Source organism: Psychrobacter sp. 1Y11, assembly GCF_052259045.1.
GTDB lineage: Bacteria > Pseudomonadota > Gammaproteobacteria > Pseudomonadales > Moraxellaceae > Psychrobacter.
The window spans coordinates 129996-147880 of record NZ_JBQQER010000002.1 but is presented as its reverse complement, the minus strand read 5'-3'; the positions used below and the strand labels follow the sequence as shown (position 1 = coordinate 147880).

The window sequence follows — 17885 nt, the reverse complement described above, 5'->3', positions numbered from 1 at the left end:
TTGCATATAAACAGTTACTTTATAGCGTTGAAAGTTTTTTAGTAAGCTTCTATGATTTTGTTATAATAACACTTTTGCTACTTTTGAGCGCGTGAGTAATAGCTAAACTATACTATTTATTCACTATGCGATGTTGATGACATTTATCTTATTTAGCTCAACACAACCCTTAAACAATCCCTTTTTTTAACTTTTATTTCAGTAACTCCATACTTCAAACTGCTTTTATGAATAAGCTATCAGGACTCATGATATGTCACAAGCGATAACGACAGCTAACGACCACAGCGCTGCCACTGTAGATGATTTAGATACTTTCACTGTAGGTAGCCGGACATTTTCATCGAGACTGCTAGTCGGTACTGGTAAATATAAAGACTTAACCCAGACGGGTAAAGCTATTACCGCCTCAGAGGCTGAGATCGTCACTGTCGCTATTCGCCGCACCAATATCGGTCAAAACAGCGATGAACCTAATCTGCTAGAGGTCATCTCGCCAGATAAATATACCATACTGCCCAACACCGCTGGTTGTTTCGATGCCGATAGCGCGGTACGCACTTGTAAATTGGCTCGTGAGCTACTAGGGGGTCACAACCTAGTCAAGCTTGAAGTATTAGGCGATGAAAAAAGCCTATACCCTAATGTCACTGAGACCTTAAAGGCCGCTAAACTATTAATTGATGATGGTTTTGAGGTGATGGTCTACACCTCAGATGATCCTATCGTCGCCCAAGAGTTAGAGAGCATGGGCTGCGTCGCCATTATGCCCTTAGGAAGCTTGATTGGCTCAGGTCTTGGTCTGCTAAATCGCCATACTTTGAGCTTAATTATTGATAACGCTAAGGTGCCAGTCTTAGTTGATGCCGGCGTAGGCACCGCCTCCGATGCCGCTATCGCAATGGAGCTGGGCTGTGATGGGGTGCTGATGAACTCAGCGATTGCTCATGCACAAAACCCAGTCTTGATGGCCCAGGCCATGAAACAAGCGGTTCGCGCTGGACGCGCTGCCTTCTTAGCAGGCCGTATGCCGATGCGCAGAATGGCTACTGCCAGCTCGCCTCAAACCGGTTATTTCTTTCAATAGTCAGTTTGAGCCTGCTGAGTTTTATATTATTTTTAGTGAATATTGATTTAGTTAGTTATAATACTTATGTATTGCCCTATCGCCATAAAAGGATTTAGCATGCGACTAATGACAGCAGTTGATCAACTCTTTTTACTTCTTGAGTCTCGTAAGCAGCCCATGCATGTGGGCGGCTTGTTTTTGTTTGAGTTACCGGAAGAGGAACAAGGAGAAGATAGCGACTTTGTTTATCAGCTTGTCCAACAACTGCAAAACTCTGAAGTGCCGCCAAGTTTTCCATTCAACCAAGTATTAGAAAACTTGCTATTTTGGAAGACAGATGATCAGTTCGATGTCGAGCACCATTTTCGCCATGTGGCGCTGCCTAATCCTGGCCGCGTGCGTGAGCTACTAATGTACATCTCCAAAGAGCATAGCCGTCTATTAGATCGCGCGATGCCACTGTGGGAGTGTCATGTCATCGAAGGTATTTTGCCAGAAGCCGAAGGTAGGCCTCAGCGTTTCGCTTTATACTTCAAAATCCACCACTCATTAGTCGATGGCATTGCCGCGATGCGCTTGGTACAAAAGGCTTTGTCACAATCACCTAATGAGCCGGTGACGCTACCTATCTGGTCACTCATCACCCGTCATGGCAAAAAAGCTGAAAACTTGCTTCCCGTTGCCCGCTCCGCTTCGCGTATAGTCAAAGAGCAATTATCGACTATCAAACCGGTATTTACGGAACTTATCGATAACTTCAAACACAACGGCAAGCCGGATTATGTCGGTACTTTTGATGCGCCTATGAGTGTGCTTAATCAGCGCATCTCCGCCTCACGTCGTATTGCGGCTCAGTCCTATGATTTACAGCGTTTTCATACTATCGCTACCGCCTTTAGTGTCAATCAAAACGATGTGGTACTCGCAGTTTGTGCCGGTGCCATCCGTCGCTATCTACTGACTATGGATGCGCTACCGAGCAAGCCTTTAATTGCTTTCGTTCCTATGTCTCTACGCAGAGATGAAAGCGCTTCGGGGAATCAAATCTCCTTTTTGATGGCCAATTTAGGAACGCATCTAGAGGATCCCGTCAAGCGTATGCAACTGATTCACGACAGTATGAATAGTGGTAAGCGCCGTTTTCGCAGGATGAATAAAGCCCAAGTCATCAACTATAGCGCCATCGCTTACGCTTGGGAGGGGCTCAACGTTCTGACCGGGATATTCCCCAAGAAACAAGCTTTTAACCTGATTATCTCTAACGTACCAGGCTCAAAAGAGCCGCTATACTGGAACGGCGCGCCGCTAAGAGCACTATATCCAGCCTCCATTTTGGTCGATGGGCAAGCGATGAATATTACCTTGGCAACTTACTTAGATAAGATTGAATTCTGTATCACTGCTTGTAGTAAGCTGCTACCCCGTGTACAGGATATTTTATTATTAATGGAAGAAGAGCTCAGCTTGCTTGAGGATATCTGTGAAGAGAAGCGCTTAGGCGTTCGCTACTGATTTGACGGCATCAATTCGCTAATTATTGAGGCTAAGTATTTGCTCAATGTCAAATAAATAAAAAAGCTGACCTCATAATGAAGTCAGCTTTTTTGCTATTAATTCTTACTACTTTTTCTTAGCTATTTTTAAGTACGGCGCTATTTAACTAACGCTGTTTAATTACTATAGCGCGCCACTCCAGCAAGGAACGACCGTTTTCATAAGTGGTTTTAACAGCTTGACGTTACAGGCAAAGATAGAGCCTGAGGTCATAGAGTTATGAGCACCGGTATGATCGACCACAGTACCACGTGCTTCGGTCACAATCAGCTCTCCTGCGGCGATATCCCAAGGCTTAATAGACATCTCAAAATAGCCATCGAAACGGCCCGCGGCTACGTAACATAAATCTAGCGCCGCTGAGCCTAAACGGCGTACTTGGCCGCCCGCTTCGCTTACCTTTTGCAAACTCTCAAAGTGCTGCTTGGCATAAGAAACCACTTCGCCGTCACGATGGCGCTCTAGGGGATGACCGGTAGTAAATAGGCCGCCCTCTAAAGTTTTGCGATCGGTGACCTGCATACGGCGGTTGTTCAAACGCGCGCCTTTACCGCGGCTGGCTGAAAACATCTCGTCACGAACTGGATCATAGACGACGCCATGCTCCGTCACCCCTTTATACTGCACAGCGATAGACACACAAAACTGCGGCACACCGTGGACAAAGTTTTTAGTGCCATCAAGCGGATCGATAATCCAACACCAATCAGCATCTTCACCGCGCCCGTCTTGCCTGCCAAACTCTTCGCCTAAGAAAGAATGGTCAGGGTAGCTGGCTTTGAGCGTAGCAATCGTTAACTCTTCGCTATAGCGGTCAATACGAGTCACTAAACCATCGAGTCCCTTTGACTCAGTATCTAGCTCGACTTTGTGACGGTTTTGATGCGCGTATAGTATCTCTTTACCGACTTTTTCGGCAGCACGCGCTGCGATAACGACCATGGGTTCCATAAATAACCTATTTACTTGAGTGATAAAATAATATGTAAAACATTGAAGAAAATAATATTGAGAGAACAAGCCGCCTTACGATAAAAGCTGCTGAAGCTGCTTGACGACTCCTACGACATCCAGACCACTATCAGCCCACTGCTCAGCTTGCGAGCCATGAGCGATAAATCGATCGGCAATACCTATATTGCGTAGTAGAGGGCGCTGATGTTTAAAAGCTGTAGAGTCGTTGAGTAGATATTCATTGACTGCACTACCCGCGCCGCCCATAAGCATATGCTCCTCTATTGTGGCAATATGAGTCACGCCTTGCGCTAGTATTGACTCAATCAGCTCGCTATCTAGCGGTTTGACCCAGCGCATATTGACCACTTGTACTTGTAGCGTATCGTTACTGTCGCTGTTGCGGCTTTGTTCTATGATATTAACCGCGGCATCTTGTGCTGTCGCAACCGTCGTACCAAAAGCTAAAATCGTAAGCTTAGTCGTCGCATTATCGGCTCCCAGCACAGTCTCTATAACTGCCTCTCCGACTTTGTATTGCTGCAGCGGGCGCTGAATGACCGCGCCGATGCCCTGCCCCCGTGGATAGCGAACCGCGGCTGCGCCTTTATACTCATAACAAGTATTCAAGAGCTGATAACACTCGTTTTCGTCTTTTGGTGCGGCGATTATCATATTGGGCACGCAGCGCAAAAACGCAAAATCAAAGACCCCAGCGTGGGTAGCGCCATCTTCACCGACGAGTCCGGCTCTATCGATAGCGAAGGTGACATCGAGATCTTGTAACGCCACATCATGGATAAGCTGATCATAACCGCGCTGCAAGAAGGTCGAATAAATAGCGACGATCGGCTTGACGCCTTGCGTTGCCATACCAGCCGCTAAAGTGACCGCATGCTGCTCAGCAATAGCCACATCGAAGAAGCGCTCTGGAAACTGACGTGCAAAGTCAGTCATGCCTGAGCCTTCTTCCATCGCAGGCGTGATAGCAAGTAAACGCTCGTCGGTAGCGGCTTTATCGCACAAAAACTGCCCAAAAACTTGCGAATACTTTAAGGCAGAAGTAGCAATAGGCGCTTGCTCGGCACTTTTCTTTTCGCTATCGGCCTCATTATTTTTAGTGTCATTTTTTTGAGTCGCATTCACCTCAGGACTTGTCTCAACAGGAAGTTTGCTAATGGCATGATAGCCCACAGGATCCGCTTCTGCTGGCGCAAAGCCTTTACCTTTGGTGGTATAAATATGTACCAGTACTGGACCTGATACTTGCTTAGCTAGCGATAACACTCGCACTAGCTCAGGGATATTATGACCATCAAAAGGGCCAAAGTAAGTAAAACCTATCGCTTTGAATAAATTATCTTCTATTACCGGCACATCACGATGTTCTTTGTGACGTTTACGGCGATCAAAGCCCTGCATATGAGGGCGATGGCATAAAATAGGCTCGCCAGTATCTGAGATATCGACTTGATAGCCTGACTCCCATAGCATCGCTAAATGACGCGAAAACCCGCCAATAGAGCAAGATATCGACATATCATTATCATTCAAAATTACCAACAAGTCAGCATCTTGTTGTACGGCATCATTCATCGCTTCAAAAGCCATACCGCCGGTCATCGCCCCATCACCAATCACACAAGCGACCGTCTGCTCAAGGCCTTGATAACGCAGCGCCAAGCTCATACCTAAACCGGCTGAGATAGACGTCGAAGAATGCCCTACGCCAAAGGTGTCATAAACGGACTCTACACGCTCAGGAAACGCTGTTAGCCCATCTTTTGCGCGAATACTGTGTAGCTGCTCACGGCGGCCGGTTAGGACTTTATGAGCATAAGCCTGATGCCCAACATCCCACACGATCTGATCGCTTGGCGTATCCAATAAATAGTGCAGCACGATAGTCAGCTCAATAACGCCTAGATTAGCACCGAAATGACCGCCGCTTTGTCCGGCTGAATACAACAAAAACAGTCGTAGCTCATCGGCTAAGGTTATCAGCTCTGCTGCATTTAATGATTTGATGTCTTTTGGCGAGTCAATAGCATCGAGCAGTGGCGTGTTCGGACGCACACGCGGAATCTGCGCATAAGTCTGTTGCAATGCTGACAGTGGCGTAGCAGAATGGGGAGCTGGTAACGTAGACGAATCAGCTGATAAATAAGACTGTGAGGAATGAGGGGATTGCTGCATAAACCGTACTATACCTACCAATCTGCTGACAAGGCATCGCCTTACCATACCGTTATATTATATAGATGTTACAAGTGACTCTACGAGCTGTATAAAATACAATCAAGCGATGGCGACGCTATGTCTGCAGCCCTCGATATCGACTTAATAGACTCATTACTGTCTCACCACGCGCTGATAGCATACCTCATTACTTTGGATTTATAGCAAGCAATGTTGACGAGCCAGTAGAATGAGGACAGAGACTTGTCACTGTATCTGTTAAAATAGTATGGCATAATAGCATTTTTTTTAATCTGTCGCTTTAATCATCGTGCGTTGTCTGTGAACTTTATGTGTTTTTCTGCTCAATCGGCATCTACCCTAGTATTTTGGATAAAAGCAACTATATAGTCCTATAGACGCAGCTATTTTTATACTCTACATATTTCTGTAGTCAGTGCTTATCTTATGCAAGGATATAGTCAGTATTTATGGTTGCTGCCATGTCTCTACTTATAATTTGTGTACGAAGTCGTAAACAGATAAACAAACCTTAATTATAAACCCTCATTGATAATAAAGCCGCTTTTAGATTTAACGGTTTTTGATTACCCGATGATTGGCCTTTGCAGGACCTAAATGTCATACCAATTTATTACTAGCGCAGCCCTACCTACTCATCATGGCGATTTTGATATTCATGTCTTTGAGAACGAAGACGGTCAAGAGCATGTGATGCTGACTATAGGCCTGCCCATAGATAAGCACAATGAAGATAAGCAAAATAGTGCAGCCAATCGGCCGGTACCACTGGTTCGTATCCATTCTGAGTGCTTAACTGGTGATGCTTTTGGCTCTTTGAAATGCGATTGTGGTCCGCAGCTCAATACCGCGATGCAAGCCATTCAAGAAAATGGCTGCGGCGCTATCTTATATCTACGCCAAGAAGGACGTGGTATCGGTTTGACCAACAAGATTCGTGCTTACGCGCTGCAAGATCAGGGCCATGATACCTTAGATGCCAACTTAATGTTAGGCTTGCCAGCAGATGCTCGCATTTATGATATGTGTCAGCCGATGCTTGCGCACGTCGGTGTCGATGAGGTTCATCTCATCACTAACAACCCTGATAAAGTCGCTTATCTAAGCGAAAACGGTATCAAAGTTGCGAAGCGCATTCCCCTAGTCGTTGGTATCAATGACGCCAATGCTGACTATTTGGCTACCAAACGCGACCGTATGGGGCATCTATTTGACAAAGAATTCAATACTGCAATCCATCTCAATAAATAAGGTCTGTGCTAGCGTAAACAGACCTTAAACGGCACACTTAAACACACCAGATATTATAGATATTTTTATGAGTTATTCTGATAGCACTAATCCCAATAGCCATTCTCATACTGAGCCTGTTACCCCTACTCACGATGATATTGCGCGAGTACGCGCCTTCTTAGTTGAGCTACAAGCGCGTATCTGTCAAGCGTTAGAAGCACAAGAGCGCAAGGGCGGCGGCAGTGCCACTTTTGTTCCTGATGATTGGGAACGTCCCGAAGGTGGCGGCGGCCGCTCTTGTATTTTGGCAGATGGTGAGGTTATCGAAAAAGCAGGCGTGATGTTCAGCCACATCCACGTACATAACTTGCCAGCTTCAGCGACAGCGCGCCACCCTAATATTGCCGGTCGCAGGGCGCAAGCAATGGGCGTCTCTTTAGTGGTCCATCCCAAAAACCCTAACGTTCCCACTAGCCATGCTAATGTGCGTCTGTTTGTCGCCGAGGCTGAAGGCGAAGACCCGATTTGGTGGTTTGGTGGCGGCTTCGATCTGACGCCATTTTATCCGGTACTAGCGGATTGTGTGCATTGGCACCGGGTCTGTCATGATCTGTGCGCGCCCTTTGGCGATACGGTCTACCCTGATTTCAAACAGTGGTGTGATGAGTACTTTTATCTGCGTCATCGTGATGAGCAGCGCGGTATCGGCGGTCTGTTTTATGACGATGTCAACTTTGAGAGTCGCGGTTGGGATTTTGAGACCTGCTTTGACTTTATGAAAGCCGTAGGTAACGGCTATCTTGATGGTATCTTGCCTATTTTTGAGCAGCGTCAAGACACCCCTTTTACCGATGAGCAGCGCCAGTTTCAGCTTTATCGCCGTGGTCGCTATGTCGAGTATAACTTAGTCTACGATCGTGGTACGCTATTTGGCCTACAGAGCAACGGCCGTATTGAGTCTATCTTAGTCAGTATGCCGCCGCTTGCCAGCTGGCATTATCGCTTTGAACCTGCTGAAGGTACGCCTGAATTTGAGCTGACGGATTATTATTTAAAGCCGCGTGATTGGTTGACTTTGTAGCTTTTACCGCTACAATGAACGCTACTTTTACAAACAAGTGTTTTATCGATCGCTCATGATATGGTGTTATTGAGAGTTGATATGGTAGTTAGCTAATTACAGTCAGCTATTAGTGAAAACTTACTTTTAGGTCAGCTTTTATAGCTGGCCTTTATCGTTATAGAAGCTTTATAGTGGCTTATTACACAAATACTCTACACAACTCATCGCTGCACCCTTTATATTTAAAGCAATAAGTATAAAAAAAGTTCATTGTACTTTTAGCATACTTTTTAACTTGTAACACTTTTTAACTGAGAGCACCTCTTTAACGACAGCCGATTTTTAGGCAAAGCATTAGATAGTGCGCCTAATTCAATAGCCATTAAATAAGGAAGTTTGCATATGCTATCCCTTCATCGCAAGACCTCACTAAAATCTATCTTTGGCATCGCTTTGATGTCTGCCGCCTTAGGCATAACCGCTTGCAGCGACCCTGTAGACCCTGACGTAAAAGCTCGTCAAGATATTATGAAAGATTATGGTGATGCAATGGGTATCATGGGCGATATGTTGGAAGCGCCTGACACCTTTGATGCAGAAATTCTGAAAAACCAAACGTCATTTTTGGCAGAAGCGTCACAAAACCCTTGGATCCATTTCGAAAACCAAGAAGCGATTGGTAATGCTACCGAAGCAGTTTGGAGCGATAATCCAAGCTTTGTCGCTGAGTCAGAGAACTTTCAACAAGTAACTGCTGAATTGAATAATGCAGCTCAGACTGCAACTAGCGTTGATGATTTTGCACCTGCCTTCAAAGAAGTAGGCGCTAGCTGTAAATCTTGTCATACTGACTTTAAAGTAAAAACTGATTAATACTACAACCATAAATTAATCTTGATAGAGTAAAAAATAAAACCGCTATATCAGCTGATATAGCGGTTTTTTGGTGCTGAGCTAAGCCACTCATTAAGTCTCGTCAGCGGCAAACAGCACATTGCGTACCACTGAGCGCGAATCCGCCGAGCCACCAAGTGAGCCCGATAGCACGCCCACAGAAGCTAAAAAAATCACCAGACGCATGTGAGCGCCTAAGGTTGAGCCGTCCTTATCCGATGTCCAAGTACTCATCAAGGGGTCTGGGAAGACAAAGATCACCACGCCGTACATCAGCACGCCGAACATAAAAAACAGACAAATCAGCGTCAGCATCAGCGCCAAATAAGTGGCGGCAGCAGTCACCACTGAGCTCTCTGAGGTCTGCCCTCGCCGTGTGGAAATCAACCGAAAAGAAAAAGCTCGATAAAGGACAAAGCTGGCAGCCAAAAAACTGGCCAGCACAAAAACAGCCAACTGCGCATAAGACACCGAGGCGGCGAAGTCCCAGGTCTCGCCGCCAAAGATAAGCACAATAATCACCGATAGCGCGGCGGCGATCATAGTGGGTAGCTTGGTAGTGATGCGTAACGGGTTGGCGCGGATCGCGCCGCGTAGGATACGCGGCAGATTACCTAAGATATGGCGGACAATAAAAGCAAGTTTGCTGCCCTTTTCGCTGCTTTGGGAGTAGCGGTCATTGGCCTCGCGCGGCAGGTTCTGAACCATTTGCTGATGCTGAGCCTCTGTAAAGTGCTGCATAGCATCTAAATCCTCCGCTGCTTGTACGCGAGCCAAATAATTGCTTGTATCTGCGGCGTAGTCTAGATTGAGCAGACGTCCAAAGCAGTGCAACATCAAGGTCGTCAACCGTTCGGTACGTAGTGCTTCTTGAGAACGCTTGTCCTCGCTACTATCGATTAGCCGGCGCGTAGAGATCACTGCCACATTGGTGAGCTGGGAGGGCAGCGCTAGCAGGTAGGACATTGATGCGGCAGCAATCTCTACATCGGTGATAATCAGCAAAAACGCCAGCTTGCGCTCGGTCTTCTCATTGATGCCAATCTGTACAAAATCAAGCGCGCGGTAGCCATTCTCATCAGGAGTGAGGCCTGGCCCTGCAAAAGAAAACGACGCGACTTCTATGTTTAACCTTTCTTGTATGACTTGATTGAACTTGACCATTGCCGCCTCGGTCAAGCTATCTAACGTGTTTGTTGATGTGTTTAGGCCAACCAAATCATTTGCCTTAGCATCGTCTGTCCTCTTAGCAATGCTAAGTTTCATGACACCAAGGGCGATGGTTCTATTGGTCATAAAAGGAGGCTTCTGTTAGGCGACAATAGCAACTGACCCGGCGATCTTACAGTCATCCTGTTATTCTATTGATGTTTTATTGGCATCACTCGTTTGTGTTTGATCCAATTTATTTGAGTCATTTAAGTCATTGACGACAGTTTTTACTGACGGATCACTCAAATCTATCGTGCGTATAGGGAAAGGAATATTGATATCCGCTGCATCGAGCGCTTTTTTGATCTCAACGATCACTTGATGGATAGAGGCTACTTTATTAGCTTGCGTACCATCTTCAATAAACCAGCGTACCGTTAGATCCATAGATGAGCCACCAAACCCTGTGGCAATGATACTTGGATCTGCTTTAACTGACACTGTATCTGCTTTTTTTAGGGCTTGGATAATCTCTGCCTTGGCTTCTTCGATATCATCCTCATAACCGATACCCACCTCTACCTGCAAGCGGCGCTGCTTGTAAGCGGTATTGACTGTCAACGCTGAAGTATACAAATCAGAGTTGGGGATGACCACCTGCCGACCGTCATAGGTCTTAATTGTAGTCGCGCGGATCTTAATATCCTCGACCGTTCCTTCATAATCGCCTGAGACAATCTGATCGCCAATACGAAACGGCTCGGAGATCAACAGTAAAATACCAGATAGCAAGTTTTGGAAGATGTCTTTGAAGGCAAAACCAATCGCCACGGAACCAATACCGAGCGCTCCTATCAGTTTGGCTGGGGTAAAGCCTGGGATAGCAACCACCATCGCAATCATAAAACCAATAAAAAATATCAGCGCGCCGCCTATGCGCTGGAACACTTTGACTAAGTTTTGATGGCGACTCCGACTTCCTAATATCTTGCGCACCACTTTTTTGAACAACAGCGATAATAACCAAAAAATAACTATAACGATTATCGCGGCGACAAAATAAGGAATGCGCTCGACAAAGCTCATCACTAGCTCGTTGGCGGTATCAACGATAGTGTGATAAGTCATAGCATCAGTAGGCACAACATCCGTTGCGGTATCCGCAGTGGGTTCAGCAGTAGCGACAGGGCTCGACATAAAACAGGTTATCCTTTAGTTAGTATTGGCTATGATCAGTACACTATAAACGCTACGCTAGCCCATTAAGTCCGCTTGGACGATCTCAATCCAATAGCCATCGACATCTTTAATAAAAGCAATGTTTTTCATGCCGCCTTCTTCGGGACGCTTTTTGAAGGTGACATGGTTTTGATCAAACCAAGCGACCGCTGCTTCTAAGTCAGGCACGGTAAAGCAAATATGACCAAAGCCTTGTGGCTCTTCGTTGCCATCGTGATAGCTAAAATCGGCTTTATCTTCTGTGCCATAGTTATGGGTCAGCTCTAAAATTCCGCGCTGACGAAAGGTATAGATGGCTAAATCATCACCCGTGGGGAGGTTGTCACGCTCTTCATCAGTCAGCTTAGCCAAAAAATATAAATCAAACTTCATTTCAGGGAACTTTTTTACCGCTAATAAAGTCATGCCCAGTATGCCAGTATAAAAGTGCAAAGCTTTGACCGGATCCTTCACTCTGAGCATAGTGTGATTGAAGGTAAAGCCGTCAGTTTGCGTAGCAATGGCCTGGACGCCCGCTGATTTTACACTGTTATCGGGTTGCTGATGAGTTGACATATCGTTTGACATAATAGCCTCTATTATTGATGTTGTTAATTACCCTATCACGTTAAAAAATATAATGATAATTGTACTTATATTAGGATCTGTCGATGCCATGGTCAACTGTTCAACAGTCCTTAGGCCGTTCAACAGACTTTAATAACCAACCATTATTCCTCTAAAAAACTTACCTTGCCAGTCTGCAAGTCATATTCTGCGCCAACGATTAGTAGTTGGCCGCTGCCTACTAAATCCTCTAAAATACGTGAGCCGTACTTGAGCTGACTCACTGAAGTACGTACATTGGCGCGTATTGAGCGCTCAATTAACTCATCAGCATCGACGTCTTGACCATCAGCGGTGGCAAGCTCATGCAGATTATAAACACTAGGACGAATACGATCGACGATAGATTGTAGGTTTGGAGAGTAGTTTTGTTCAGGATTGATTAAAGCATCAACGCAAGCGGTAACAGCGCCGCAGTGCGAATGTCCTAACACCACGACCAGCTTAGTGTCGAACTTGTCAGCCGCAAACTCGACTGAACCTATCTGCGATGGTGCCACGACATTACCTGCGACCCGAATGACAAAGAGTTCGCCTAAACCTTGATCGAAGACAATCTCTACCGGTACGCGCGCATCTGAGCAGCCCAAAATAATAGCTAAAGGATTCTGGATACTGACTAGCTCCGGTCGCTTTTGTGTGCAGGGTTCGGCGGTTAAGTTTTCTACATAGCGAATATTGCCTTGTTTCAACATCTCTAATGCTTCAGCACCTGTTGCTGGGCGGTTCTCGGCTGTCATAAGATATCCTTCAGTAACCTTCGGGTAGATAATTAGATTTGAATAGCTAGCTTTAGAACATTGGCTCTAAAACCAGCTCATTTCAATCATAAAGTGTTAACTGGTAAGGTATCTGCTTTAAACCAGTAACCGTAATAATTGTATAGTAATAAAAAAGCGATTAATAATAAAATTTGCTTTTTATGGTTAACAGCGGTTTGCTATTTTCGGCGGACGTGATCAGTTTGACGCTCTCTTGCAATCTATAGGGGTCTGTTGACCATTCGGCCGTGCTCATTTGCGAATGTTCAACAGACCCTAACGAACTTGCACTTATTTGCTCAGCGGGTTTGTTATAATAACCCACACTTGTCTCTCGCTAAATATGAGATTGATTTGGATAATCAGGACTTTCGTTCATGACTGACTCGCCCGCGACCGCCGCTTCTACTTTTACCCAGTCTGCTAAGATGGATAGCGCGCAAATTGATAGCACCGACCCTGTTGGCAAGACGCTACTGCAACTGACAGGGATCAAAAAGTCTTACGATCAGACCGAAGTATTGCGCGATATTACGCTCGACATCAAGCATGGTGAGTTTTTGACTCTGCTTGGGCCTTCTGGTTGTGGCAAAACCACCCTGCTGCGTCTGATTGCTGGTTTTGAACAACCAAGCGTTGGCAAAATTCAACTAGATGGCATACAAATGGCAGGCTTGCCTGCTGATAAACGTCCGGTCAATACCGTGTTTCAGCAATACGCCTTGTTTCCGCATATGAGCGTAGCGCAAAACGTCGCTTATGGCTTAAAGATCAAAAAAGTACCCAAGGCTGAGATTCAAACGCGGGTGCGCGAGGTGCTAGCGATGGTGCAGATGGAGCATCTAGCCAATCGGCGTCCGCAGGATCTCTCCGGCGGTCAGCAGCAGCGCGTAGCTATCGCGCGCGCCGTCATCAATCGTCCTAAACTATTATTGCTTGATGAGCCGCTCTCCGCTCTTGATCATAAACTGCGTTTGCAGATGCAGTCTGAGCTCAAACGCCTGCAGCGCGAGCTGGGTATCACCTTTGTCTTTGTCACTCATGACCAAGAAGAAGCGCTGTCGATGTCAGATCGCATTGCGGTGATGAAAGACGGCAGGTTTCAGCAAATTGGCACCCCTATTGAGATCTACGAGACCCCAGCGAACTTATTTACTGCCAAATTCATCGGCGAGGCCAATCTCTTTAAAGCAGAGGTGCGCGGCGTCTATCCTGAACAGCCAGATCGCAATGGCCAGATCTCTAATGGCCGTATCGAAGTAGAAGTTTGTGAAGCGCAGGCGCAAGACGGAGCCACTAACTTACGTAATTTGCGCCGTCCTGACTTTGCCAATGCCGTGCAAGTCGGCGATATCGTCAACTTACTGCTGCGGCCTGAGGATTTGCGTATCTATGATCCCGCCGATAGTACTCATGCTGGATTATTAGGCCGAGTGATCGAAAGTAATTATAAAGGCAGCACTCTTGACTCTATTATCGAGCTGCAAAACGGCCATATCATCAAAGCTTCAGAGTTCTTTGATGAAGATGATCCGAGCTTTGATTACAAAATCAATGAGGCGGTAAAAGTATCTTGGGTCGATGGTTGGGAGTGGGTGCTGGCGGACGATGACGCTAGTATTGATGGTGTGGCCGATGAGGTAAAGTTTAATCATGCCGCCGCTGAGAGCCTAGCTACCGACACTGCTGATCCTATCAAGACAATGCAAAAGGATAGAGACTAATGGCGCGTAGTAGTCCTAAAAGTCTTAGCACTAATAGCCCCTTTCGCACTGTTACCCTATGGCTGATTTGGGGCTGGCTGCTTATCTTTGCGCTATTGCCTAACATATTAGTGATTGCAGTCAGCTTTTTGACGCGCGATACCAGCGACTTTATTAGCCTGCCGGTCACTATTGAGAGCTATCTGCGCTTATTAGATCCGCTGTATTTTGAGGTGTTTGTCCACTCACTATGGATGGCAGGTATCACAACCTTGCTGTGCTTATTACTCGGTTATCCCTTTGCTTGGCTGGTCTCTAGAGCCAAGCCGCGCTGGCAGCCACTGCTTATGCTGCTACTGATATTACCGTTTTGGACCAACTCCTTAGTGCGCGTTTATGCGCTCAAGCTTTTGCTTGCGACTAATGGCCTGATTAATAAAGCGCTGCTTGCTATTGGCATTATCGAGACGCCTATCAACATGCTCTATACCCAAGGCGCGGTCATCGCAGGCTTAACTTATCTATTATTCCCATTTATGGTGCTGCCGTTATATGCGGTGTTTACCGACTTGCGTAATGATATGTTACTTGCCTCGCAGGACTTAGGCGCCTCAAAACGTCAAACCTTTTGGCACGTCGTGCTGCCACTGACCACCCCTGGTATCATCTCCGGCATCCTACTAGTATTATTGCCGGCGATGGGTATGTTCTACGTCGCTGATATTTTGGGCGGTTCGCGTAACTTACTGGTGGGTAATATCATCAAAAACCAGTTTTTGGATGCGCGCGATTGGCCGTTTGGCGCAGCAGCTAGCGTATTATTGACCCTAGCGATGGCGGTATTATTGCTCGCTTATCGCGCTAGTAGCAAACGCATTGGCAAAACTGATTTTAATGAGGTGGCCTAATGTCTGCTAACTCAGTGAATAAACCAAAAAAGTCGCTAAAACTAGCTAGCATCGCTGCCAAGAGCTATCTAAGTCTAATCTATCTGCTGCTTTATCTGCCGATTATCGTCTTAGTCGTGATGTCTTTTAACGAGTCTAAGACGGGCTATAATTGGGGCGGTTTCAGCCTAAAATGGTATGAGTCGCTGTTTAATAATCAGGCGATGCTCGATGCTTTTTGGCACTCTATCGTTCTGGGATTGGTCGCCGCAACGGTTTCTACGTTGATCGGTACTTTGACCGCTATGGCGCTACATCGCTATAACTTTCGCGGTAAAGGTTTGCTTAATGGCTTACTATTTGTGCTGATGATGTCGCCTGAGATTGTGTTAGCGATTTCGTTATTGGCGCTGTTTTTATTGATTGGTTTGCAGCTTGGTTTTGTGTCTTTATTGCTTGCGCATATCACTTTTTGCTTGCCTTTTGTGGTGATTACCGTCTTTGCGCGTTTGAGTAGCTTAGATGAGAAGCTGATGGAAGCGGCGCGTGACTTGGGCGCGTCTGAGGCAACCATGGTGCGCACCGTACTTATTCCAGTAATTTTGCCAGCGGTGATGGCAGGCTGGCTATTGGCCTTTACCTTATCGCTCGATGATGTGGTAGTCTCGACTTTTGTGACCGGCCCAAGCTATGAGATCTTACCGCTACGCATTTATTCTATGGTGCGTGTCGGACTGAAACCTGAGGTCAATGCCGTAGGTACGTTGTTGTTAGCCGCTTCATTAGTATTAGTAATTATTTCACAGCTATTATTACGTCGTCGTTAGCCCTATTGATATTTATGAGTGAATTTCAGCACCTTATCACCTATAATGAATCCACTTCATCCTCACTATTGAGTTATTTATGCTAGAGCTTCGCCATCTCAATACCTTAATCGCACTACGTGCGCATGGCTCACTAGCAGCAGCAGCTGACGAGCTTCATGTCACCGCTTCTGCGGTCTCGCATCAACTCAAAGAGCTGGAAAATTACTACGATATCAGCCTCGTCAATCGCCGCACACGCCCGCTCACCTTCACCCCTGCGGGTAAAGCGGTACTGGCCTTAGCCGATAGTATCATACCGCAAGTGACGCGTACCAAAAACGACTTAAAGCGCTTAGCCCATGGCCAAGCCGGTCGCCTGCGTCTGGCCTCTGAATGTCATAGCTGCTTTGATTGGCTGATGCCGATACTCAATCACTATCGCCGCGAGTGGTCGGATGTCGAGCTGGACTTTGCCACTGGCTTTGAGCCAGAGCCGCACCACTTATTGATGGAAGGTGATATTGACCTGCTGATTACGACTAGCAATTTGCCCCTTGAGGGTATTAGCTATCAGCCGTTATTTGAGTATGAGAGTCGCTTGGTACTCTCACCTACTCACGATTTGGCTGAACGAGACTTTGTAACGCCTACAGATTTGGTCGATGAAACTTTGATCGCTTATCCGGTAGAAGCCAAGCGCCTCGATATTATTGCTAATTTTATGACGCCATCTGAGGTCAGCTTTAAAGATATTCGCACCACTGAGCTCACCGCGATGCTGATTCAGTTAGTGGCTAGTGAACGCGGCGTGGCAGCCCTGCCCGATTGGGTGGTAAGCGAATATGAGAAAAAAGGCTGGGTAGTTTCAAGACCATTAGGAGAAGGCGTGCATTGTCAGCTATATGCGGCTACGCGTACTTCTAGTCAAGATACGGCTTATATGCAAGGGTTTGCCAGTTTGCTTGATGGGATTATTAAGCCGGTTTAATATTTCACTATCTATTACTTTTTTTGGTCATGAGATATCCTCCGCTTTGTTACTTTATGATGAGCGTTGTGGTAAATGATGGTTCCCTAGTGAGGACTTGAACCTTTGACTGTGGGCTAATGGTATCAGTGGTTTGAGCTGTTTAGATATTGGTAGTGTAATTTATAATTTACTTATGAAGTTTCTTTCGTTAAAAGGTGTCAACTTTATTGTACAACTGCTTAATTTAGTCAATAACAATCTATTAAAGGAGAGCTATTTTTATATTTATAAAACGCTTTTTTGACTTTGTACTATAAGAAATCTAACTCACTAATACATTGGTAAGGAAGACTCAATGTCTAACCTCAGATTGGTAGTAATAGGGTTTGCGACACTTATGCTTTTAAATGTCGGTTGCAGTAAAAAAGAGTCTAACAGCATCAATGAAGTAAAAGAGAACCCATTAGAAACTATAGCAAAGCAAATTCCAGAAGAAGTAAAGATACATGGAAGTTTTAAAAGAAGCTTTGAAGTACATGAGCTAGAGGCGAATGGCAAAATTTACTATGTAGCAGATCCAAAACAGCTTTTGATGAAAAAGTCTACTGAAATTGGTCAAGATGGGTATTACAAGTTGTTTGAAACTTGCGTGGTTGGAGTGATTGGCTCTGAAGGTGGTTACGGGCCTACCGGTAAGTACGAAAATGAAATTACAGTCAGTAAAATGTGTGTGTGAAAAAGCATATATTCCAACAGAACTATTTAAATCAG

General features: G+C 45.8%; 16 protein-coding genes. 10 read left to right on the top strand and 6 right to left on the bottom strand.

Going from position 1 to position 17885, the window contains the following annotated elements; genetic code table 11:
- Positions 1-253: 253 nt before the first annotated feature.
- On the top strand, positions 254-1087 hold the full coding sequence (locus ACTXGJ_RS02255) for a thiazole synthase (RefSeq protein WP_439240231.1): 834 nt from the start codon (positions 254-256) through the stop codon (positions 1085-1087).
- A gap of 99 nt (positions 1088-1186) precedes the next feature.
- Complete coding sequence (locus tag ACTXGJ_RS02250; RefSeq protein ID WP_439240233.1) at positions 1187-2581, top strand: WS/DGAT/MGAT family O-acyltransferase; 1395 nt, start codon at positions 1187-1189, stop codon at positions 2579-2581.
- A 165-nt stretch (positions 2582-2746) separates the two neighbouring features.
- Here the strand turns inward: ACTXGJ_RS02250 and ACTXGJ_RS02245 are convergent, their stop codons facing one another.
- Together ACTXGJ_RS02245 and dxs are read right to left on the bottom strand one after the other, a co-directional pair.
- A complete protein-coding gene (locus ACTXGJ_RS02245) occupies positions 2747-3574 on the bottom strand; it encodes an inositol monophosphatase family protein (protein WP_443564959.1) in 828 nt (275 codons plus the stop codon).
- Between the two features lie 75 nt (positions 3575-3649).
- Positions 3650-5773 (bottom strand): 1-deoxy-D-xylulose-5-phosphate synthase, encoded by a 2124-nt coding sequence (gene dxs / locus ACTXGJ_RS02240; RefSeq protein WP_443564958.1) that lies wholly within the window; start codon positions 5771-5773, stop codon positions 3650-3652.
- Positions 5774-6394: 621 nt separating this feature from the next.
- Between dxs and ribA the strand changes: the two genes are divergently transcribed.
- From ribA to ACTXGJ_RS02225, 3 genes are all read left to right on the top strand, one after another.
- Entirely contained in the window at positions 6395-7048 is a 654-nt protein-coding gene (gene ribA, locus ACTXGJ_RS02235) for a GTP cyclohydrolase II (protein ID WP_439240239.1), read from the top strand.
- A gap of 67 nt (positions 7049-7115) precedes the next feature.
- On the top strand, positions 7116-8111 hold the full coding sequence (hemF, locus tag ACTXGJ_RS02230) for an oxygen-dependent coproporphyrinogen oxidase (RefSeq protein ID WP_443564957.1): 996 nt from the start codon (positions 7116-7118) through the stop codon (positions 8109-8111).
- Between the two features lie 384 nt (positions 8112-8495).
- Positions 8496-8966 (top strand): c-type cytochrome, encoded by a 471-nt coding sequence (locus ACTXGJ_RS02225; RefSeq protein ID WP_443564956.1) that lies wholly within the window; start codon positions 8496-8498, stop codon positions 8964-8966.
- A 93-nt stretch (positions 8967-9059) separates the two neighbouring features.
- Here the strand turns inward: ACTXGJ_RS02225 and ACTXGJ_RS02220 are convergent, their stop codons facing one another.
- The 4 genes from ACTXGJ_RS02220 to ACTXGJ_RS02205 all read right to left on the bottom strand — a co-directional run bounded on the left by ACTXGJ_RS02220 (position 9060) and on the right by ACTXGJ_RS02205 (position 12724).
- Entirely contained in the window at positions 9060-10283 is a 1224-nt protein-coding gene (locus ACTXGJ_RS02220; protein WP_443564955.1) for a hypothetical protein, read from the bottom strand.
- 60 nt (positions 10284-10343) lie between these two features.
- Positions 10344-11336 carry a mechanosensitive ion channel family protein gene (locus ACTXGJ_RS02215; RefSeq protein WP_439240247.1) on the bottom strand — a complete coding sequence of 331 codons (993 nt, stop codon included), beginning with the start codon at positions 11334-11336 and terminating at the stop codon, positions 10344-10346.
- 57 nt (positions 11337-11393) lie between these two features.
- Positions 11394-11945 carry a lactoylglutathione lyase gene (gene gloA, locus ACTXGJ_RS02210; RefSeq protein WP_439240249.1) on the bottom strand — a complete coding sequence of 184 codons (552 nt, stop codon included), beginning with the start codon at positions 11943-11945 and terminating at the stop codon, positions 11394-11396.
- Between the two features lie 143 nt (positions 11946-12088).
- A complete protein-coding gene (locus ACTXGJ_RS02205; RefSeq protein WP_439240251.1) occupies positions 12089-12724 on the bottom strand; it encodes a carbonic anhydrase in 636 nt (211 codons plus the stop codon).
- A gap of 449 nt (positions 12725-13173) precedes the next feature.
- Between ACTXGJ_RS02205 and potA the strand changes: the two genes are divergently transcribed.
- The 5 genes from potA (at position 13174) to ACTXGJ_RS02180 (ending at position 17850) form a co-directional block, all read left to right on the top strand.
- Positions 13174-14469, top strand: a complete 1296-nt coding sequence (potA, locus tag ACTXGJ_RS02200; protein WP_443565081.1) for a spermidine/putrescine ABC transporter ATP-binding protein PotA — start codon at positions 13174-13176, stop codon at positions 14467-14469.
- The gene (gene potB, locus ACTXGJ_RS02195; RefSeq protein ID WP_443564953.1) at positions 14469-15356 is read left to right on the top strand and encodes a spermidine/putrescine ABC transporter permease PotB; all 888 of its coding nucleotides are present in this window, start codon (positions 14469-14471) and stop codon (positions 15354-15356) included. Before potA ends, potB begins: the two co-directional genes overlap by 1 nt.
- Positions 15356-16162: a spermidine/putrescine ABC transporter permease PotC gene (gene potC / locus ACTXGJ_RS02190; protein WP_443564952.1), complete on the top strand. Its 807-nt coding sequence runs from the start codon at positions 15356-15358 to the stop codon at positions 16160-16162. The genes potB and potC overlap by 1 nt, the downstream gene beginning before the upstream one ends.
- 79 nt (positions 16163-16241) lie before the next feature.
- A complete protein-coding gene (locus tag ACTXGJ_RS02185) occupies positions 16242-17132 on the top strand; it encodes a LysR family transcriptional regulator (protein WP_443564951.1) in 891 nt (296 codons plus the stop codon).
- A 337-nt stretch (positions 17133-17469) separates the two neighbouring features.
- Entirely contained in the window at positions 17470-17850 is a 381-nt protein-coding gene (locus ACTXGJ_RS02180; RefSeq protein ID WP_439240260.1) for a hypothetical protein, read from the top strand.
- Positions 17851-17885 lie beyond the last annotated feature (35 nt).